Here is a 19,080-nt window from a genome sequence, read left to right on the forward strand (position 1 = left end):
GGAGCGTTCAGGTCAAGCGGGTGGTGGGACGCGGATGTCGACCGTATGTTCCCGTCCCGGGAAGCGGCGGCTTCGAACATCGCCGGCGTAAGCTTCAACAGCATCCTCGATCGTCTGTGCAAGCCCGGCGTACCGCTTGACGAATTTGGGCGTGAAATCCGTGAACAGACCCAGCATATCGTCTGCAACCAGTATCTGGCCGTCGCAAGCCGCCGAGGCACCGATACCGATCGTCGGGACGTGGATCGAGGCGGTCACTTCACGCGCCAGCGGCTCGACCATTCCCTCGATGACAACGGCAAAGGCGCCCGACCCGCCGACGGCGCGGGCATCGCGCCTGATCTTCGCGGTCTCGCTTTCGGAGTGACCGAGCGAGCGGTAACTGCCCGCGGTGTTCACCTGTTGCGGCATCAGTCCGATATGTCCGCAGACCGGCACGCCGCGCGCAGTCAGGAAAGCGATGGTCTCGACCATTTCCTCGCCGCCTTCCAGCTTGACCCCGTCGCAGCCGGTTTCCTGCATGATCCGCACCGCACTTCGAAAGGCTTGTTCCTTCGATTCCTGGTAGCTGCCGAAGGGCAGATCGACGATCACGCAGGCGCGGGTGACGCCGCGCATGACCGCCTGGCCGTGGGCGATCATCATGTCGAGGGTGACGGGAATCGTATTTGGCAGACCGTAGAGCACCATGCCGACGGAATCGCCGACCAGCAGCAGATCGCAGTGAGCGTCGAGCGCTCGCGCCATGGGCGTCGTGTAGGCCGTTAGGCAGACGATCGGCACGGAGCCTTTCATCGACTGAATTCGAACCGGAGTGAGCCGCTTTTGACTAAGGACCTTGCTCATTAGGCTGCCCTCGATGCGGTCTTGAATTGACGGCCGATGATCCTGTTATCAAGAAGCTTGGTGGCGCCAATGCGCACGAAGAGGGCGACAAGCGCTGGCCGGTCGCGCAAGGTCGCTAGCGGCTCCAGCGTCTCCGGATCGCGAACGGCGACGACTTCGGCGGTAGCAAGGGGTTCGCGTGCAATGAACTCCCTCAACGCGGCTTCGAGTGCACGCGGATCGTCCATGCCATTGTTGTAAAGGCGTTCGGCCTCGTCGAGCGCACGGGGAACGATCACCGCCGCGGTGCGCTCGTCGGCCTTCAGGTAGCTGTTTCGCGATGAGAACGCCAGTCCGTCCGCTTCGCGCACCGTCTCGACGGCCACAATGCGGACTGGCTGGGCAAGATCCTCGACCATCCGCTTGATGATCACGACCTGCTGGTAGTCCTTCTCGCCGAAATAGGCGGCATGCGGCTGAACGATGTTGAAAAGCTTGGTCACCACAGTCGCCACGCCGGCAAAATGTCCGGGCCGCACGGCGCCTTCCAGTTCGCTGCCGAGCGCCGGCACGTCGACCACGGTCTGCATCGGCCGCGGATACATCTCCTCGACATCAGGAGCAAAAAGAAGATCGACGCCGGCAGCCGACAGCATGGCGCTATCCCTCTCGAGGTCCCGGGGATAACGCGAGAGATCCTCGTTCTGGCCGAATTGCAGCGGGTTGACGAAGATGGAGGCGATAACGGCATCGTTCTCGCTCCGTGCGCGTGCGACCAGCTCCATATGGCCGGCATGAAGAAATCCCATCGTCGGCACGAAGCCGAGCGTCCGGCCTTCATTCTTGATCGCCGCGATATGCTCCCGCAGCTCGGCAATCCCTGTCACGACACGCATCTTTCAACCTCCCGGAAAGCGGTGGCGGATAGAAGTTGATTTCACGCGAAGCGTCAATTACCGGCTCAGGATAATATCGATTAGCAAGAGCTGAAACTGTTTTCAGCTTACCATGAGTAACGCGGCGCCGCCTCCCTGCATCCGAACGCCCTTTATCAGCTTCATCATTCCTTCACGGCGCCGGTCATCGACGAGACGTAGTAGTCGACGAAGAAAGAATAGAGGATCACTACAGGCAGCGAACCGAACAACGCGCCGGCCATCAGCGAACCCCATTCGAACACGTCGCCGCGCACCAGTTCCGTCAAAACACCGACAGGAATTGTCTTGTTTTCCGACGACTGGATGAAGGTGAGGGCGTAGATGAACTCGTTCCACGAGAGCGTGAAGGCGAAAATGCCGGCCGATATCAAGCCGGGGACAGCAAGCGGGAGGATGATCTTCACCAGGATCTGCCAGCGGTTTGCGCCATCGACCAGGGCACTTTCCTCGAGCTCGAACGGAATCGAACGGAAATAGTCCATCAGCAGCCAGGTGCAGAAGGGAATGAGGAAGGTCGGATAGGTGAAGATCAGCGCCAGCCTGGAATCATAGATTCCCAGCTTGAACACGATGAAGGCCAGGGGAATGAAGAGGATCGAAGGCGGCACGAGATAAGCGAGAAAGATCAGGAGCCCCACCGGGCGCGAGCCGGTAAAGCGCACACGTTCGATCGCATAGGCCCCCAAGACGGATGCCACGAGCGACAGCGCCGTCGAGCCGACCGCAACCACCATCGTATTCCACAGCCAGCCCGGATAAGACGTTTCGAAGAACAGATATTTGATATGATCGAGCGTCGGGCCGACGACCCAGAAGGGGCTGTAGTTGCTGTAGTCGGTCAGCTGCGCGTTCGGCTTAACCGCAGTGATCGCCATCCAATAGAACGGAAAGAGCAGCACGAAGACGAAGACCGCCATCGGCAGATAGAGCATGACGATGCGCCGAGGCAGGCGATTGAGATAACCCATGCCCTCGACATTGTCGGTCAGAACCCGGTCGGTGGCGTTGACGTTGGCGTTCATGATTTTCTCCCGAGCTTAATCCTGGCCGCCCTGCTGCCATTTGCGGCGCTGCAGACCGAAGAAGCTGAACATGATTGCGGCAAGCAGGAAGGGGATCATTGCCACCGCAATGGCGGCCCCCTCGCCCAGTTGGCCGCCTGGAATACCGCGCTGGAAGGACAGCGTCGCCATCAGATGCGTCGCATTGACCGGCCCGCCCTTGGTCAGCACGTAGATGAGCTGGAAATCGGTAAACGTGAAAAGCACGGAGAATGTCATCACGACCGCGATGATCGGCGTCAGCATCGGCAGCGTCACATACCGAAATCGCTGCCAGCTCGTTGCGCCGTCCAGAGATGCCGCTTCCTGAAGCGAGGCGGGGATGGTCTGCAGCCCTGCGAGCAGGGAGATCGCGACGAACGGAATGCCGCGCCAGACGTTGGCGACGATGACCGAGATCCGCGCATTGGTGGGATCGCCGAGAAAATTGATCGGTGCATCGATCAGGCCCATCTGCATCAGCGACCAGGAAATGATCGAGAATTGGGCATCGTAGATCCACCAGAAAGCCAGCGCCGAAAGAACCGTTGGAACTACCCACGGCAGAAGCACGATCGCACGGAAGAACGACTTGAATGGCAGATGCTGGTTGAGGAGCAGAGCCAGCCACAGGCCGAGCACGAATTTCATGACGGAGGCGACAAACGTGTAAAGCAGGGTGTTGAATACCGACAGCCAGAAGACGGAGTCGCTGGCAAGGTACTGATAGTTTTCCAGCCCGATGAAGATACCGTCGCGCCCGATCCTGGTGTCGGTGAAACCAAGCCAGACCCCGAGCCCCAGCGGGTAGGTGAGAAAACAAACCAGAAAGATGGCCGCCGGCAGCATGAAGAGGAAGCCGAGCAGATTGTTGTTCTGCATGAGTGATGCGATCGGGCTGCGCGTCGCCGTATCCCCGGATGTCACGGTCGCCATGGTGTATCTCCTGATGGACAATCGCAGCATGCCGTCGCCGGCATGCTGCAGACTTCAAGCGGGATCAAACCCGGTAGTAGCGATTTGCCCGGCGCTCTGCTTCCTTCATGGCGTCTTCCGGCGTCATCTGGCCGGTGACGGCGACGGCGAACATGTCGACCAGCACGTAATCGGCCATCACGCCTGCCGAGGCATAACCCAGCGGGCCGGCATAGCCGTTCGGCCGGAGCGTTTCGGAAGCGCGGGCATACGGCGCATGAACCGGATCGGCGGTCCAGACCGGATTGTTTGCGAAAGCCTTGAGCGGCTGGCAGCAATAGGCGCTGGAACCCTCGATCCAGGCGTTCATCTGGTCGCCTTCCATCATGAACTTGATGTAGGCCTTGGCCGCTTCCGGATACTTGGTATGGCTGAAGAGCAGCAGTGAGCTCGTCTGGTGCAGCTCGACACTCTTGCCGACCGGGCCGATCGGGAAGTTGGTCGTTCTGATATCGGCGGCGATCTCCGCGAGCTTCGGATCCTTCTTCGCGGCATAATAGACCGACACGCCGTTGGCGATCAGCGAAACCTGCCCGGCAAGGAATGCACGGTTGTTGTTGATGTCCTGCCAGCTTTCCGTGCCCGGAATGAACGTCGCATAGAGCTCCTTCGCGTAGTTGATAGCTGCCAGCGTCTCAGGGCTGTTGATCGTCACCTTGCCGCTTTCGTCCACCATCTTGCCGCCATGGCTCCAAAGCAGCCAATGGGCATAGTTGTTGCCGTCGCCGACGGCCTTGCCGTGCGGGAATCCGGCCGGTGTGCCCTTTGCCTTCATCGCCTTGCAAAGCTCGAGGAAGCCTGCGGTGTCCTTCGGGAATTCGCTGAAGCCCGCGGCCTTCATATGGCTGTCGCGGTAGACGACGGCGTTGCCGATCGCCGTCAGCGGCATGGCAATGAACTTGTCATCGTGGGTTGCGTAACCGCGCAAGCCGTCATACCAGCCGCCGTATTTGTTGCCGAGGTAGTTGGCAAGCTCGGTCAGGTCGACCAGTTTGTCAGGATATTGGTGGGCGTCGTCGAACCAGCACATCACCATATCAGGACCGGAGCCGACATTGGCGGCGACAGCGGCCTTCGGACGGATGTCTTCCCAGCTCTCCTTGTCGATGCGAACCTCGACACCGGTCGCCTCGGTAAACTTCTTCGTGTTTGCAAGCCAGGCATCCTCGTCTCCCTTGACGAAGGGCGTCCAGCGCAGAAGCCTGAGGCTCGCGCCCGCTTCCGGCTTGTAGCTCGGTTCAGCCTGGGCGAAAGACGGGCGTAGGCCGAACGGCGAGAGGCCCGCCATACCGGCGGCGGCTGCCGAAGCTGCAAGAAAGTCACGTCTCTTCATGTTACTCCTCCTTTGAAGAGCGGGAGCAAGGTCTCCGGCATCCACCGTCCCGCTTGGTGAATGGCGGCTGTCTCATCCGGATCAGCCGGATGCATCCGCATTGACCGGTGGGCGGGAGGTCTCCTCTTCCTCCCGCCCAACAGCCGATACGGTATCAAGCACTCAGTCTCTGGCCGCTTTCGGCGTCAAAGAGATGGACGTGTGACGCGTCGATCGAGACCCGTAGAGTGTCGCCGGACCGCGCATTGACACGTTCGCGGAAGATGCAGGTGACATCGCTTCCCGCGAGCTTGCCGATCAGCTGCGTCTCATAGCCCATCGGTTCGATCACGGCGATTTCCACAGGCAGGCCATTGGCGTCGAGCGCGATATATTCCGGACGCAGGCCATAGATGAGGTCTCGCCCTTTTGCGCCGGCTGGCGGATTTGCGACCGGCAGAACGGTCCCGTCCGAAGCGATGAACTGATTGCCGTTCTCAGGATTGAGGCGACCCTTGATCATGTTCATCGCGGGCGAGCCGATGAAGCCGGCAACGAAAAGATTGGCCGGCCGGTCATAGAGATCGAGCGGCGCTCCGACCTGTTCGACCACGCCGTCATGCATGACGACGATCTTGTCGGCCATCGTCATCGCCTCGATCTGATCGTGGGTGACATAGACCGTCGTGGTGCCGAGGCGTTGATGAAGCTCCTTGATCTCCGAGCGCATGGCAACGCGGAGCTTGGCGTCGAGGTTGGAGAGCGGCTCGTCGAAAAGGAAGACCTGCGGATCGCGTACGATCGCCCGGCCCATCGCAACGCGCTGCCGCTGGCCGCCGGAAAGCTGGCGCGGATAGCGTTCCAGAAGTTTGGTGAGGCCGAGAATCTCGGAGGCTTTCTTGACGCGCTGGTCCATGTCCGCCTTCGCCGAGCCCTTGAGCTTCAGCGAGAAGGCCATGTTCTGCGCCACCGTCATGTGCGGGTAGAGCGCGTAATTCTGAAATACCATCGCGATATCGCGCTCGCCGGGTGCCAGCCTGTTGACGACGCGGCTGCCGATGCGGATTTCACCTGCGGAGATATTCTCAAGCCCGGCGAGCATTCGGAGAAGGGTCGACTTGCCGCATCCGGACGGTCCGACAAGGATCACGAACTCCCCATCGGCAACCTCGATGTTCACACCCTTGATGACCGGGACCGCCCCGAATGATTTCTTGACATCGATGAATTCGACACCTGCCATAAAAGCTCCTCCCAGAACCTGTTTTGCCTGCAACTGCCGATAATCCTCTCCTCCAGGATATTCGGCGGCAATGCGCAAGCCAATTCGACTTCGGTATGACCTATCCCCTGCCCACAAGCGGCATCTTCGTCGCCATCACGGTCATGGAAAGGACGTTGGCCTCCAACGGCAGACTTGCCATGTAGACGACCGCGCGGGCGACATGCTCAGCGGGAATGGTCGGCTCGCTGGCGATCTCTCCATTCGCTTGCAGCACACCGGAGCTCATCTTCGACGTCATGTCTGTCGCCGCATTGCCGATATCGATCTGACCGCAGGCGATATCGTAGGGCCGCCCGTCAAGCGCGGTCGATTTCGTAAGCCCCGTGATCGCGTGCTTGGTCGCGGTGTAAGGGGCGGAATTCGGGCGTGGGGTGGTTGCCGAGATCGAACCGTTGTTGATGATGCGGCCGCCGCGCGGCTCCTGCGACTTCATCAGCTTGAAGGCTTGCTGCGTGCAAAGAAAGGCCCCGGTGAGATTGGCCGCAACCACGCCGTTCCACTGGTCGAAAGTGATGTCTTCCAGCGGAATCGCCGGAACGTTGGTGCCGGCATTATTGACGAGGAGATCAAGCCGGCCGAACTCGACTTTGATCCTGCTGAAAAGACCGGCCACCTGCTCGGCGACGCCGATGTCGCACGCGATCGCGCGAACTGTCCCGCCGGTCGCCGCACCAAGGTCGAAAACGGCTTTCTCCAACACGTCGTTCCGGCGGCCGGTGATGACGACGACAAAACCTTCGGCGCTCAATGCCTTGGCGATGTTGTAACCGATGCCGGTGCCACCGCCGGTGACGAGCGCGATCTGGCCTTTTTGCCCGATTGAGGATTCCGCCATTAGATCTTGCCCCCAAGTTCATCATCGATATGGATCTTGATGATCTCGTCGAAATTGGTTTCTGCCTTGAAGCCGAGCGCGGTCGCGCGCTGCGCATCGAAATCTGTCGCCCAGCCGGAAACGATCGAACGAATAACGGGATCAGGCTCGCGGCGGATGAGCTTGACTGCCTTTTCGCCGGCAACGCGGCGCAATGCCTCGATCTCCTCGCCGACAAGTGCCGACAGGCCGGGCATGCTCAGATTGCGGCGCGGCCCGATCCTGGCGGTATCGATGCGCGCGGCATGGATGAAGAAGCCGACGGCCGACCGCGGGCTTGCAAACCAGTGGCGGACATTCTCGTCGACCGGAAGCACGGCTTCCTGACCGACGAGCGGTTCGCGGAGAATGTTCGAGAAAAAGCCGGACGCCGCCTTGTTGGGTTTGCCGGGGCGAATGCAGACGGTGGGTAGGCGAATGCCGATGCCGTCGAAGATGCCACGCCTTGAATAATCGGCGAGCAGGAGCTCGCAGATCGCCTTCTGGGTGCCGTAGCTCGTCAGCGGCGTCGTGAAGAAATCGTCGCCGATCTTTTCCGGGAAGGGCTGTCCGAAAACGGCGATGGATGAGGCAAAGATGAGACGGGGATTATAGGGCTCCTTCTGTCCCTCATGCCGGATGGCTTCGAAGAGCGAGCGCGTGCCATCGAGATTGATGCGGTAGCCCTTGTCGAAATCGGCTTCGGCCTCACCGGACACGATGGCGGCGAGATGAAAGATCAGATCCGGCCGCATACCGGCAAGCCTGACCGCGTTTTCAGCATCCGAGAGATCAAGCGCCAACGCGTTGGCAACGGAGACGAGTGCGTGAGGCACCGGCGGAGCAATGACGTCGACGAGTGTCAGCTTGTCGATGCCGCGGCCGAGCACGTCCGCGTCTGAGCCGAGCTTTTCCACCAATTTGCGGCCGATCATCCCTGCCGCGCCAATAACCATCACATGCATGTTGGCTAACTCCTCCCCGTCCGCTCAAGCCGGCTCGCCGGCGGCAAGCAGAACGCTGGTTGTTTCATAAATACGTGTCAGATGATGCTGGAACGCGGCGACCACGGCATCCCTGTCATGCCGAGCCAAGGCATCCACGATCGCGACGTGGTCGTTGTAACTCGCTTCGATGGCTCCCGGCTGCGACATGGCGTTGCGCCGGTAATTCATCATGTAGGTGTAAAGATCGCTTACGAAGTCGGCGAGTAGTGGGTTGCCGCAGGAGCGATAGATCGCAAGGTGGAATTCGCGATCACAGATCAGAAAGCGCATCGCATCGTCTCCTCCCAGACGCTGCGCTTCCAGCAGGCTCTCGAGCTTTTTCAGTGTTTCGCCGTCGATCCTTTCGGCAGCGTCGCCGACAACCTTGAGCTCGATGTGCAGCCGCGCGGCATGAACCGACTCCAGGTCGTAGCTGTCGATGGCGCTCGGCGATGCAATCGTTACTGTGATGTGGCTGAGATCGACTTTGCCGACACGGCTACGGCTTCCATGCGACACTTCGATTATGCGTTGGGCGGCAAGCATCTGGATTGCGCCGCGCACCGTCTCCCGGCTGACGTGAAGAACATTGGCAAGCTCGCGCTCACCCGGCAACTCATCGCCGGGCCGCAGCATGTTTGTCGCGATCAGCACCATCAGCTTTTCAGCGATGACGTCGCGCGCCGTCTGCCGGGTCAGGCTTCGCCCGACATTCGGCACCTGCGTCAAGATCGGGCTCTCCTCCACGATCCCCCTCCCACTGATCCACTGGTCGGTCCACCAGATCAGTTGCACTAGACAGCCTCCGCATCGGACCCGTCAAGAGGCATTCGTTGCCGCATTGCAGCATGGGTGCTCAGCCGGCCGGTTCTTTTCGATAGGCAAATTTCCGCCGGCGACGTGGTCGAACGACAACACGGCGAGCGCGCTCGCCCCTATCCTGATGGATTGGTTCGGACTAGCTGCATGCGTCATCGGAACAAGCACGATGCTGCGCGCAGAACCGCTTGAGTATCTGCATGTGACAAACGCAAGTGTCCGGGGTCCGCTCCCGCTTAGCACTCTCGCAGTGAGAGTGCTAACTTTTTGCTATGCCCTCTTGAAATTGGAGAAAACGGGAGCAGTTTTTTTCCGAGACCCGAGGATGCTTGCCACCCCGGACTGGTCAGGCGGTTCCGGGGAATGGAACATCGATCATCATCGTTTACCCGTGGAGGAGAACATGACGTTCCGACCGCTACATGACCGCATTCTCGTTCGCCGCGTCGAATCTGAAGACAAGACCAAAGGCGGCATCATCATTCCGGACACAGCGAAAGAAAAGCCGCAGGAAGGCGAAGTGATCGCCGTTGGCCCCGGCGCACGCACAGAAGCCGGCCAGTTGCAGCCACTCGATGTCAAGGCCGGCGACCGCATCCTGTTCGGCAAGTGGTCCGGCACCGAGATCAAGATCGACGGAGAAGATCTTCTGATCATGAAGGAGAGCGATGTAATGGGGATCATCGAAGGGGAGGCTGTCGATACCAAGGCCGCCTAACGGCTCTCAGGCTGACGTGGTTTCATAGCAGGCTGCTTTATGGAGGAACAAAGACATGGCTGCTAAAGAAGTTAAATTCCATACCGAGGCGCGTGAACGCATGCTTCGCGGCGTCGACATACTTGCTAATGCCGTAAAGGTCACGCTCGGTCCGAAGGGCCGCAACGTCGTTATCGACAAGTCCTTCGGCGCTCCGCGCATCACCAAGGACGGCGTGTCGGTCGCCAAGGAAATCGAACTCGAAGACAAGTTCGAAAACATGGGCGCCCAGATGCTGCGAGAAGTGGCTTCCAGGACCAGCGATGTGGCAGGCGACGGCACCACGACTGCGACCGTTCTCGCCCAGGCAATCGTCAGAGAAGGTGCCAAGGCTGTTACGTCCGGCATGAACCCGATGGATCTGAAACGCGGTATCGACCTCGCTGTTGCCGAAGTCGTCAAGGAACTGAAGAACAAGGCGCGGAGTATCTCCAACAACGCCGAAATCGCCCAAGTCGGCTCCATCTCGGCCAATGGCGATGACGAAATCGGCCGCTTCCTTGCCGAAGCAATGCAGAAGGTCGGCAACGAAGGCGTTATCACCGTCGAAGAAGCCAAGACTGCTGAAACCGAACTCGAAGTCGTCGAAGGCATGCAGTTCGACCGCGGCTACCTGTCGCCGTACTTCGTCACCAATCAGGAAAAGATGCGGGTCGAGCTTGAGGATCCCTACATCCTGATCCACGAAAAGAAGCTCTCCAACCTGCAGACCATGCTCCCGGTTCTCGAAGCCGTCGTGCAATCCGGCAAGCCGCTCCTCATCATCGCTGAAGACGTCGAAGGCGAAGCTCTTGCTACGCTCGTCGTCAACAAGCTGCGGGGTGGCCTGAAGATTGCTGCCGTCAAGGCTCCGGGCTTCGGCGACCGCCGAAAGGCCATGCTCGAAGACATCGCGATCCTGACTGCCGGTACGATGATTTCCGAAGATCTCGGCATCAAGCTCGAAAACGTCACCCTCGACATGCTCGGCCGTGCCAAGAAAATCGTGGTGGAGAAGGAAAACACCACTATCATCGACGGTGCTGGCCAGAAGACTGACATCGAAGGCCGCGTTGCCCAGATCAAGGCCCAGATCGAGGAAACGACCTCCGACTACGACCGCGAGAAGCTGCAGGAGCGTCTTGCCAAGCTCGCTGGCGGCGTTGCCGTCATCCGCGTCGGCGGGTCGACGGAAATCGAAGTGAAGGAAAAGAAAGACCGTGTCGACGATGCGCTGCATGCGACCCGGGCCGCGGTCGAGGAAGGAATTCTACCTGGCGGCGGCGTCGCATTGCTCAGGGCCGTCAAAGCTCTCGAAAACCTCCAGGCGGCCAATACGGACCAGCGGGTCGGTGTCGATATCGTCCGCCGCGCGATTGAAGCCCCGGCGCGCCAGATCGCTGAGAATGCCGGCGCCGAAGGTTCGATCGTCGTAGGCAAGTTGCGCGAGAGCAATGACTTCTCGTTTGGCTGGAATGCGCAGACGGGCGAGTATGGCGACCTCTATGCGATGGGCGTGATCGACCCTGCAAAGGTCGTGCGCACTGCGCTTCAGGATGCCGCCTCCGTTGCAGGCCTTCTGGTGACGACCGAAGCCATGGTGGCGGAGAAACCCAGGAAAGAATCCGCCGTTCCCGCCATGCCTCCCGGAGCCGGGATGGACTTCTAGCCTGGCTTTCGGCCCGCCTGATCATGCGGGCCGAAAGCCTTTGGTGGCCAAATGGTTTAGACGATCATCAAGCGCGCCCATCCGCAAATTGCTATCCTTGCGTGCATACCGATATATCCGCTTGGTTCCCATGATTAATTAACTTTCGCCCAGCCTTACGTCCTAACCACAATTGATTATTTCGGTTGGCTATTGTTTTCGCTAAGGTGACTGGGTGCGGTTCTGGAACTGCATCTAGTGATAACTACCTGCCATGACTTGTTGTTTAGCCTAATCTTTATTAGCGTACATTCGTAACATTAGAGTGCTGGGGAAAACTAATGACGATCGACGAAATGGTTGATCTGCAAAAGCGCGGATCGCGCGCTCGCGTTCTCGGATTCAAGCTTTCGGACAACCCTTACTTGCATCCGGAAAGAATGCTGGGCCACACAGCCGAAGCGCTTGCCGAATGGCTCGCGAGATATGATGCCTGGAAACTGGGTTGGGAAACCGAGCACGCCATACAGGCGGTCAATCGACGTGACGCCGTGCCTTTCGAGATCGAGAGTAATCGATCCCGCGGGGCCGTTTTCCATTAAGCCTTTTAGATCGCTTCATAGCGAGGATACCGATGGCGCGCCGTTACAGCTTACGCATCGACAACGATCTCTGGTCCATCATCGACATCGCGACGCAAGATCCTGCGAAGCTCGATGGCGTTGTGCTCTCCCGCATGCCTCCAGGGGAAGCTCGCCAGATGTTAAAGATCCTCAAGAACATTGAGCGCCTACGGGGTTTCTCTACGAAATACGCCGCATCGACTACTCGAATATCCAGATTGTCCCAGACGGCAAAACGTGCTGCCGTATCTCCATGGTTGCGCACCAACACATAGCCAACGCCCCCAAGAGGTTCATCTCTCCTCCTTCAGCCCGGCATCTGCAGCGGCGGCACTTCGACTTGCCATCAAGTGCAAGAAGGTATTTAATTCCAGTGACATCTCTTCACTCGTGCGAACGGCTCGATCTGTCTTGAAGCCAAAGCATTCGTGACTCGCCGTTCGGCAAGTTACCAGAGGAGATGCAGCCACTTCTTCATGCGTTCTGTCGCAGGGAGTGAACCATGGCCCAAGCCAAAAGAACCATCGAGTTGGCGAGATCGACAGTAGCGTGTGGCTGTCATGCATGCGCTTTCTTCCATACCAGGGACGAAGAGTACCAAATCCTCCTGCCTTTTGTGAAAGACGGTCTGGAGAGGGGCGATAAGACCTTCCAGTTTGTCGACAAGGCGCATCGAGCGGAGCGTCTTGCGCGCCTGAGAGAGAGCGGCATCGACATAGCGGACGCCCAGCAAAACGGGCAGTTTGATATGCTTTCCTGGGAGGACGGCTATTTGCGCGACGGGCGCTTCGATCAGCAGGCGATGCTCGCACTGCTGGAAGACCTGTTCAGTGCCGCTAAGAAGCAGGGCTTCGGCTTGACCCGGCTGTGGGCGAACATGGAATGGGCGCTCTCAGAGCTGCCGGGTGTGCACGACATCGTCGAGTACGAGTCGCGGCTGAATTATATCCTGCCGAATTACGACCAGGTGACCGTCTGCACCTATGACCTGACAAGGTTCAGTGCCGCCGTCACAATGGACATTCTGCGCACCCATCCTCAGGTGATCATTGGGGGAATCCTGCGGGAGAATCCATACCACGTGCCACCGGACGAATTGCTCAACGAGGTGCGTGGCCGAGGCGCCTCAGCGCATTGAGGGCCAGCGCGGCGGGGGAAAATGCCGACGAGACCGGTCATGCCGCGAGTGCAGGCGCTCTCCGATCCAACGGAGTTGCGTCGTTGCATGCGTGACCTCCTCGCGCTTTCCGCGCTGCCGGCAATCTTGCAGAGCGACGATCCGTATCAGATGGCCGACAGCATCGCAGCAGCGCTCGTTTCGATGCTCGACTCGGAATTCGTTTACATCTCCCTTCACGGAACACGCGATGGTCCGCTGATCGAGATCGCACGGGCCGACGGGCGGAGCGCTGCCGGTTCACTGGAGGCAATTCGCGCGGTGCTGCCTGAGATCTTGCCGACACTCTCATCCGAGCGCCAGTTGGCGGTCGCCAATCCCGTTGGAGGGGGAACGGCGAGCATTGCTGTTGCGCCGATCGGACTGGGTGGCGACTCGGCGATCGTCGTAGGTTCGCAGAGACCGGACTTTCCGACCCCCAATGAACGGCTTCTCCTCGGGATCGCCGCCAATGAAGCCACCGTTGCATTGCAACGGTGGCAGGCGGAGACGGAAGAGAGGACCCGGCAGACCGAAGAGGAACTTCGACTCGTCATTGACACCATCCCTGCGCTGGTTTGGAGCGCTCTGCCCGACGGCTCTGTCAACTTCGTCAACAAGCGCTTGATCGAATACACAGGTCTTCCTTTGGAGGAGGTCAAGGGATGGGGCTGGACGGTTTCGTGGCATCCCGATGACCGCGCAACGCTCCTGGAGAAATGGCGTGCTGCCTTGGGAGCGGGAGACCCTTTCACGCTGGAAGCACGCGTGCGGCGGGCCGATGGAGAATATCGGTGGTTCCTGTGCAGCACGGTGCCGCGGCATGATGACCTCGGAAACATCGTCACCTGGTACGGAACGATCACTGATGTGGAGGATCGCAAGCGGGCCGAGGAGGCGGAGAAAGCGCTGCATCAGGCGCACGCGGACCTCGCCCATCTTACGCGCGTCTCGACTCTCGGGGAGCTGACGTCGTCGATTGCCCATGAGGTCAACCAGCCGCTCGCCGCGGTCGTCGCCAACGCCAATGCCGCTTTGCGCTGGTTGGGCACCCAGCCGCCCAATCTGGAAGAGGCCCAGGATGCGCTCGCCCGCATCAGCAGGGACGGCAACCGAGCCGGCGACGTCATCCGCCGCATCCGGGCCCTCGTCAAGAAAGCGCCGCCGCGGAAGGACCGGCTGGACATCAATGAAATCATCATCGACGTGATCGCCCTCACCCGCAGCGAGGTGCTGAAGAATGGCGTCTCGCTGGAGACCCGGCTCGCAAGGGATCTTCCGCCCATCCGCGGGGATCGAGTCCAACTGCAACAAGTGATCCTTAACTTTATCATCAACGCAGTCGAAGCGATGAGCGGAGTAACGGAGCGGCCCCGAGAATTGGCGATCGACTCCAGTAAGGATGCGTCCACCGGCGTGCTTGTTACGGTGCGCGATTCCGGCCCAGGCCTCGAACCTGAGAGTTTTGACCACCTCTTCGATGCTTTTTATACGACCAAGCCCGGTGGCATGGGCATGGGCCTGTCGATCTGCCGTTCAATCATCGAAGCGCATGGCGGCCATGTGCAGGCGGCGGCGAATGTCCCCCAAGGCGCCGTCTTTCGGTTCAACGTGCCCACGACCTCATTGTAAGTCTATACTTACCAAAAACCGGGAAAATTGGCAGGCGGTGTCAAGCCGTGTAGAAAGAGCCAACACTCTTGCCATGCGGAGATCAATATGAGTGTTCGTCCGCCTCGCGGCCTAAATCCATCGAGTACGACTGAGACAGGTCTCGGTATCCTCGAGTATGAGCTGATGTCGGAACGTGCCTCCGCGCTCGGCCGGCAGGGCCTGAAGGTCGAGGAGGCTCTAGCCGCGCTTCGGAACGGCGAGGCAAAGGGCAAGGTCGGCGTGGAGCAGGAGACACTCGTCGATGCTGCGGCCGAAGCGGTCTGGGCGCTCTTCGTCCATCGCGAGATCTGCGGGCTGCGCAACAGCCGCGACGTCATCCAGCGCTATGGAATTCCAGGCAAGGTGCTTGCCCGCCTTGGCGCGAAGCCGCGGCACGCCTGACACCTGAGCCAGGGCCTTTCAAGCAAATGGAAACAGTTCTGTCTGCGATGTCGGCGCCTATCCTATCGTTTCTGGATGTGGCAGGTCGCGGCTGCGAATGAAATGTCACCCTTGATTTCGCGCATCGCCATCGAGGTTATGGTTCGACGCACGCCGGGCAACCGGCTCAGTTCCTCTCGCAGCATGCAGTCGAGAGCGGCCATGTCGACGGTAACGACATGCAGCAGATAGTCGGCCTCCCCGGTCGTCGCGTGGCATCGCCAGATCAGCGGATGTCTGATTACAGCCTCTTCAAACTCTTCCGATAGTTCAAAATCGATTGATACTTGGATAAAGGCCTCGATGCCGAAGCCGAGTTTTGCGGGATCCAGCCGGGGCGTATAGCCGCGAATGATGCCGGCATCCTCCAGCGCCTTCACGCGCTTCCAACATGGTGTCTTGCTGAGGCCGACGGCTTCAGCAAGACCCGCAAAGGAGATGCGGACATCCGCCTCAAGCGCGCTGACGATCCTTCGATCCAGATTATCCAAAGTCATCTGTTCCATGTTTTGCCGTAGGCCGTCACAATCATTCTCCCATTGGCATCATCAGGATAACAGAAAGGAACAATGTTCAAGCAAAAAGCGATTAATGTGACGGTGGGCACAGCGCAGCAGGACCGGCGCAAATGCTGGCAGAAGGAGCCGCCGCCATGCAAAAGGAAGAATATTACGCCCGCATCGAAACGCCCGAGATCCGCGACTACGGCGTCTATCTCCAATGCGACAAACTACTCGACTGTCAAAAGCCGCTGGCGGAGATGGCGAATGCTGACGAGCTGCAGTTTCAGATCGTCCATCAGGTCGAAGAGCTATGGATGAAGCTCATCGCCTATACGCTCGTCGACGTCTTGGATTTCATGGAAAAGCAGAATACCCATCGCATCGTCACGCTTATGGGACGCGTTCATCGCCTGATGCGGATGATGACGGCGCAGCTCGACCTTCTCGAAACCATGTCGCCGAAAGAATACCAGCAGATCCGCCTTCAGCTCGGCAATGGCAGCGGCCAGGAGTCGCCGGGCTTCAAACTCTTGTTGCGTATGCCGCCGGATCTCTGGCGAGCCTTCAAGAGTGCCTATCTCGATGGCCGCGGCCTTTCAGTCGAGGATATCTATGATGCAAGATATGACCATGGCGACAGCTATGTTGTCGCCGAGGCGCTGATTGAATTCGACGAATTGTTTCAGAAATTCCGCGCCAACCATCTCTATCTGATCCACCGCTCGATCGGGCTCGGGTCGAAATCGCTGAAAGGCCGCCCGGTCGACCTGCTGCGGGCCGGCGCGCAGCACCGGTTTTTCCCCGAGCTTTGGGATATCCGCCGCGAGATGACGGATCGTTGGGGCAGCCAGTATGGTGTGGTCCGAGACTCCATCAGCCTCCCGGAAGCGGGTGCCGAATAGGCCCAGTCCGTTCCGTCCAGCTGGTCCCCGCAACACGGCCCGGCGAAGCAGCATGCTCGGGGCATGGCGCAGCGGCCCGTGGCGGGTTGATTTTCCGCCATTATCTTCCGCTCTCGTCTCGGACGTACACCAGGTATGCCCATCGCAAAGCCTCGATCCAGACGCAAAATCTTTCTGGCAGAACGATTCCGTTTGAACTTGGAAGGCTCTAAGCCTTCAGGATTGCGGAAAAGCGCGGGTCGAAGGCATGGCCGATCGGCTCGGCGGCAGCACCGCGGGCAACCGTCCAGGGATCTGTCATGCCGAGCTGAAGTCGCGGCAGGATACGATCGGGACGGTCCGCGTTGGACGGCAGCAGCGGCTGCATGGCGGCCAGCAGCCGCGTTGCCAATGCCTCCGGCGCGCCGCACAGAATGACCGTCTGCGGATCGAAGACTGTTTCAATCAGGTGAACGCTCCAGCGCAGGTCCGCAGCCGCCTCCTTCACCCAGGCGCGGATTTTTGGATCGTCCTTTGCCGCGCGCTCCCCGATGAGCGTGTAGATATCGGGCGCCATCGGATCGACACCGAGATGCTGGTAGAGCGAGGCGAGCGAGGCGCGATGTTCCAGCGGTGTCTGCCTGCCGCCCGATGTGAGGAGCGCCATGCCGATTTCGCCGGCATTGCCATGAGCGCCGCTATAAAGTTCGCCGCCAAGAATCAGGCCGGCGCCAATGCCGTATCCGACGTAGAGACAGACGGCATCGTCGAGCCCGTGAGCCCTGCCAACCATGCGCTCGGCCGTTGCGCAGGCTGCCGCGTCGTTCTGAAGGCTGACATCGAGGCCCGTACCCGTAGCCAGCGTTTCCAGCAGCGGAAAGCGCTGCCACGCGCCCATCACCCAGGGATCGTAGTCGTCCTCCTTGATCCCGAAGGGGCCGGGCATTGCGACGCCGAGGCCAACCAGCCGCTTGTCCGCCTGCGTGACCAGCCGCTTCAACTCGCCGCGAACGTCGTCGAGGAGCTGCAGGACGACCGGCGTTCCGGTGGCCGGCCCGCCGGCAGGAAGATTGGCTTCCTTCTTGACGAGACCATTGCCGACCAGGTCGACCGCAATTGCCCGCGTGATGTGGCGGTCGATCTGCAGACCGATGGCGAAGGCACCCTCCGGCACCAGCCCGTAGGGCGTCGACGGCTGCCCTCTACCGCGGCGCACCATCTCCTGCGAAGAGACGAGGCCGATATTTTCCAGCTCTTCGATGATGTTGGAAACGGTCTGCTTCGTCAGCAGCGTGGCGCGCGAGAGATCGGCCCGCGACAACGCGCCGTTCAGGCGCAGCGCGTCGATGATCACCCGCCGGTTATGGGCGCTGGTGCCTTCGTGGTTCGTTCCGCTCGTGGCCCTGATCGGGCGAATATCGTTCATCCGTTTTTGCCTCTTGACACCAGTAAAATATTGAAGAACTATTTAGTCAATACAATTGACTAAAAAAGAAACCGAAGAGTTTCAGGGAACGCAGGGGCATTGCCCCGTCGGCGATCCGATCAGGTTTGGCACCCGGCCTGCCGGTTGCCCCTTCGATAGCCAACGGCGACAGGAGCCGCCGTTGGAAAATCGCGTGACTGTCAAAAAACTGGAGGCTGGAATGTTGAAATCATTAAACAAAACGCTGGTCGGCGCCGCGCTGATCGGCGCGTCCTTTGCATCGCATGCATTTGCCGAGACAACCCTGAACGCTCTCTTCATGGCCCAGGCCGCCTACAGTGAGGCGGACGTGCGCGCCATGACGGACGCCTTCACCAAGGCCAACCCGGACGTCAAGGTCAATCTTGAATTTGTCCCTTATGAAGGACTGCACGACAAGACCGTTCTGGCCCAGGGTTCCGGCGGCGGCTACGACGTCGTGCTGTTCGACGTTATCTGGCCGGCCGAATACGCGAGCAACAACGTTCTGGTCGACGTCTCCTCGCGCATCACCGACGAGATGAAGAAGGGCGTACTGCCGGGCGCCTGGACGACCGTACAGTACGATGGCAAGTACTACGGAATGCCGTGGATTCTTGATACCAAATACCTGTTCTACAACAAGGAAATCCTCGAGAAGGCCGGCATCAAGGCACCGCCGAAGACCTGGGACGAGCTCGCCGAGCAAGCCAAGGCCATCAAGGACAAGGGCCTTCTGGCCACCCCGATCGCCTGGAGCTGGTCGCAGGCCGAAGCGGCGATTTGTGACTACACGACGCTCGTCAGCGCCTATAAGGGCGATTTCCTGAAGGACGGCAAGCCGGACTTTCAAACCGGCGGCGGCCTCGATGCCCTAAAGTACATGGTGTCGAGCTACACCTCCGGCCTGACCAACCCGAACTCTAAGGAGTTCCTGGAAGAGGACGTCCGCAAGGTCTTCC

The 19,080-nt window shown here is 59.7% G+C and carries 19 protein-coding genes; 8 read left to right on the plus strand and 11 right to left on the minus strand.

Features of this window, described 5'->3' with window-relative positions; all coding sequences use genetic code 11:
* Positions 1-12 precede the first annotated feature (12 nt).
* The 9 genes from panB to ACPYOI_RS05385 form a co-directional block, all read right to left on the minus strand.
* A complete protein-coding gene (panB, locus tag ACPYOI_RS05345) occupies positions 13-846 on the minus strand; it encodes a 3-methyl-2-oxobutanoate hydroxymethyltransferase (RefSeq protein WP_481418376.1) in 834 nt (277 codons plus the stop codon).
* Positions 846-1,721: a pantoate--beta-alanine ligase gene (panC, locus tag ACPYOI_RS05350; RefSeq protein ID WP_481418377.1), complete on the minus strand. Its 876-nt coding sequence runs from the start codon at positions 1,719-1,721 to the stop codon at positions 846-848. Before panC ends, panB begins: the two co-directional genes overlap by 1 nt.
* 164 nt (positions 1,722-1,885) lie before the next feature.
* Positions 1,886-2,785, minus strand: a complete 900-nt coding sequence (locus ACPYOI_RS05355) for a carbohydrate ABC transporter permease (RefSeq protein WP_481422647.1) — start codon at positions 2,783-2,785, stop codon at positions 1,886-1,888.
* A gap of 15 nt (positions 2,786-2,800) precedes the next feature.
* Positions 2,801-3,739 (minus strand): carbohydrate ABC transporter permease, encoded by a 939-nt coding sequence (locus ACPYOI_RS05360; RefSeq protein WP_168829764.1) that lies wholly within the window; start codon positions 3,737-3,739, stop codon positions 2,801-2,803.
* Positions 3,740-3,803: 64 nt separating this feature from the next.
* Positions 3,804-5,111, minus strand: a complete 1,308-nt coding sequence (locus tag ACPYOI_RS05365; RefSeq protein WP_481418379.1) for an ABC transporter substrate-binding protein — start codon at positions 5,109-5,111, stop codon at positions 3,804-3,806.
* Between the two features lie 154 nt (positions 5,112-5,265).
* Positions 5,266-6,333 (minus strand): ABC transporter ATP-binding protein, encoded by a 1,068-nt coding sequence (locus tag ACPYOI_RS05370; RefSeq protein WP_481418380.1) that lies wholly within the window; start codon positions 6,331-6,333, stop codon positions 5,266-5,268.
* Positions 6,334-6,433: 100 nt separating this feature from the next.
* The gene (locus ACPYOI_RS05375) at positions 6,434-7,210 is read right to left on the minus strand and encodes an SDR family oxidoreductase (protein ID WP_481418381.1); all 777 of its coding nucleotides are present in this window, start codon (positions 7,208-7,210) and stop codon (positions 6,434-6,436) included.
* On the minus strand, positions 7,210-8,193 hold the full coding sequence (gene denD, locus ACPYOI_RS05380; RefSeq protein WP_481418382.1) for a D-erythronate dehydrogenase: 984 nt from the start codon (positions 8,191-8,193) through the stop codon (positions 7,210-7,212). The genes ACPYOI_RS05375 and denD overlap by 1 nt, the downstream gene beginning before the upstream one ends.
* A 24-nt stretch (positions 8,194-8,217) precedes the next feature.
* Positions 8,218-8,961 carry a FadR/GntR family transcriptional regulator gene (locus ACPYOI_RS05385; protein ID WP_481418405.1) on the minus strand — a complete coding sequence of 248 codons (744 nt, stop codon included), beginning with the start codon at positions 8,959-8,961 and terminating at the stop codon, positions 8,218-8,220.
* A 475-nt stretch (positions 8,962-9,436) separates the two neighbouring features.
* Here ACPYOI_RS05385 and groES point away from each other — a divergent pair, with 475 nt between their 5' ends.
* The 6 genes from groES (at position 9,437) to ACPYOI_RS05415 (ending at position 15,251) form a co-directional block, all read left to right on the plus strand.
* Positions 9,437-9,751 (plus strand): co-chaperone GroES, encoded by a 315-nt coding sequence (groES, locus tag ACPYOI_RS05390; protein ID WP_481418383.1) that lies wholly within the window; start codon positions 9,437-9,439, stop codon positions 9,749-9,751.
* Positions 9,752-9,806: 55 nt separating this feature from the next.
* Positions 9,807-11,438 (plus strand): chaperonin GroEL, encoded by a 1,632-nt coding sequence (gene groL / locus ACPYOI_RS05395; RefSeq protein WP_481418384.1) that lies wholly within the window; start codon positions 9,807-9,809, stop codon positions 11,436-11,438.
* Between the two features lie 320 nt (positions 11,439-11,758).
* Positions 11,759-12,019, plus strand: coding sequence for a CrpP-related protein (locus ACPYOI_RS05400; RefSeq protein ID WP_481418385.1), 261 nt, complete (start codon positions 11,759-11,761; stop codon positions 12,017-12,019).
* A 523-nt stretch (positions 12,020-12,542) separates the two neighbouring features.
* Positions 12,543-13,178, plus strand: a complete 636-nt coding sequence (locus ACPYOI_RS05405) for an MEDS domain-containing protein (protein ID WP_481418386.1) — start codon at positions 12,543-12,545, stop codon at positions 13,176-13,178.
* An 87-nt stretch (positions 13,179-13,265) separates the two neighbouring features.
* The gene (locus tag ACPYOI_RS05410; protein ID WP_481422648.1) at positions 13,266-14,828 is read left to right on the plus strand and encodes a sensor histidine kinase; all 1,563 of its coding nucleotides are present in this window, start codon (positions 13,266-13,268) and stop codon (positions 14,826-14,828) included.
* An 87-nt stretch (positions 14,829-14,915) separates the two neighbouring features.
* On the plus strand, positions 14,916-15,251 hold the full coding sequence (locus ACPYOI_RS05415) for a DUF6665 family protein (RefSeq protein ID WP_481418388.1): 336 nt from the start codon (positions 14,916-14,918) through the stop codon (positions 15,249-15,251).
* 62 nt (positions 15,252-15,313) lie between these two features.
* Here the strand turns inward: ACPYOI_RS05415 and ACPYOI_RS05420 are convergent, their stop codons facing one another.
* Positions 15,314-15,787: an Lrp/AsnC family transcriptional regulator gene (locus tag ACPYOI_RS05420; RefSeq protein WP_481418389.1), complete on the minus strand. Its 474-nt coding sequence runs from the start codon at positions 15,785-15,787 to the stop codon at positions 15,314-15,316.
* A 155-nt stretch (positions 15,788-15,942) separates the two neighbouring features.
* On the opposite strand from ACPYOI_RS05420, the gene ACPYOI_RS05425 reads away from it, so the two are divergent.
* Positions 15,943-16,695, plus strand: a complete 753-nt coding sequence (locus ACPYOI_RS05425; protein ID WP_481422649.1) for a tryptophan 2,3-dioxygenase family protein — start codon at positions 15,943-15,945, stop codon at positions 16,693-16,695.
* Positions 16,696-16,903: 208 nt separating this feature from the next.
* Here the strand turns inward: ACPYOI_RS05425 and ACPYOI_RS05430 are convergent, their stop codons facing one another.
* Complete coding sequence (locus ACPYOI_RS05430; protein WP_481418391.1) at positions 16,904-18,100, minus strand: ROK family transcriptional regulator; 1,197 nt, start codon at positions 18,098-18,100, stop codon at positions 16,904-16,906.
* Between the two features lie 220 nt (positions 18,101-18,320).
* Between ACPYOI_RS05430 and ACPYOI_RS05435 the strand changes: the two genes are divergently transcribed.
* A partial coding sequence (locus tag ACPYOI_RS05435) for an extracellular solute-binding protein (protein WP_481422650.1) occupies positions 18,321-19,080 on the plus strand: 760 nt, incomplete at its 3' end.

This window comes from Rhizobium sp. SVR5-2C, assembly GCF_056755115.1.

Excerpts from the sequence above, each read along its gene's own strand:
- panB (WP_481418376.1), bottom strand. The coding sequence starts at position 846 with ATGAGCAAGGTCCTTAGTCAAAAGCGGCTCACTCCGGTTCGAATTCAG.
- panC (WP_481418377.1), bottom strand. The coding sequence starts at position 1,721 with ATGCGTGTCGTGACAGGGATTGCCGAGCTGCGGGAGCATATCGCGGCG.
- ACPYOI_RS05355 (WP_481422647.1), bottom strand. The coding sequence starts at position 2,785 with ATGAACGCCAACGTCAACGCCACCGACCGGGTTCTGACCGACAATGTC.
- ACPYOI_RS05360 (WP_168829764.1), bottom strand. The coding sequence starts at position 3,739 with ATGGCGACCGTGACATCCGGGGATACGGCGACGCGCAGCCCGATCGCA.
- ACPYOI_RS05365 (WP_481418379.1), bottom strand. The coding sequence starts at position 5,111 with ATGAAGAGACGTGACTTTCTTGCAGCTTCGGCAGCCGCCGCCGGTATG.
- ACPYOI_RS05370 (WP_481418380.1), bottom strand. The coding sequence starts at position 6,333 with ATGGCAGGTGTCGAATTCATCGATGTCAAGAAATCATTCGGGGCGGTC.
- ACPYOI_RS05375 (WP_481418381.1), bottom strand. The coding sequence starts at position 7,210 with ATGGCGGAATCCTCAATCGGGCAAAAAGGCCAGATCGCGCTCGTCACC.
- denD (WP_481418382.1), bottom strand. The coding sequence starts at position 8,193 with ATGCATGTGATGGTTATTGGCGCGGCAGGGATGATCGGCCGCAAATTG.
- groES (WP_481418383.1), top strand. The coding sequence starts at position 9,437 with ATGACGTTCCGACCGCTACATGACCGCATTCTCGTTCGCCGCGTCGAA.
- groL (WP_481418384.1), top strand. The coding sequence starts at position 9,807 with ATGGCTGCTAAAGAAGTTAAATTCCATACCGAGGCGCGTGAACGCATG.
- ACPYOI_RS05400 (WP_481418385.1), top strand. The coding sequence starts at position 11,759 with ATGACGATCGACGAAATGGTTGATCTGCAAAAGCGCGGATCGCGCGCT.
- ACPYOI_RS05405 (WP_481418386.1), top strand. The coding sequence starts at position 12,543 with ATGGCCCAAGCCAAAAGAACCATCGAGTTGGCGAGATCGACAGTAGCG.
- ACPYOI_RS05410 (WP_481422648.1), top strand. The coding sequence starts at position 13,266 with ATGCGTGACCTCCTCGCGCTTTCCGCGCTGCCGGCAATCTTGCAGAGC.
- ACPYOI_RS05415 (WP_481418388.1), top strand. The coding sequence starts at position 14,916 with ATGAGTGTTCGTCCGCCTCGCGGCCTAAATCCATCGAGTACGACTGAG.
- ACPYOI_RS05420 (WP_481418389.1), bottom strand. The coding sequence starts at position 15,787 with ATGACTTTGGATAATCTGGATCGAAGGATCGTCAGCGCGCTTGAGGCG.
- ACPYOI_RS05425 (WP_481422649.1), top strand. The coding sequence starts at position 15,943 with ATGCAAAAGGAAGAATATTACGCCCGCATCGAAACGCCCGAGATCCGC.
- ACPYOI_RS05430 (WP_481418391.1), bottom strand. The coding sequence starts at position 18,100 with ATGAACGATATTCGCCCGATCAGGGCCACGAGCGGAACGAACCACGAA.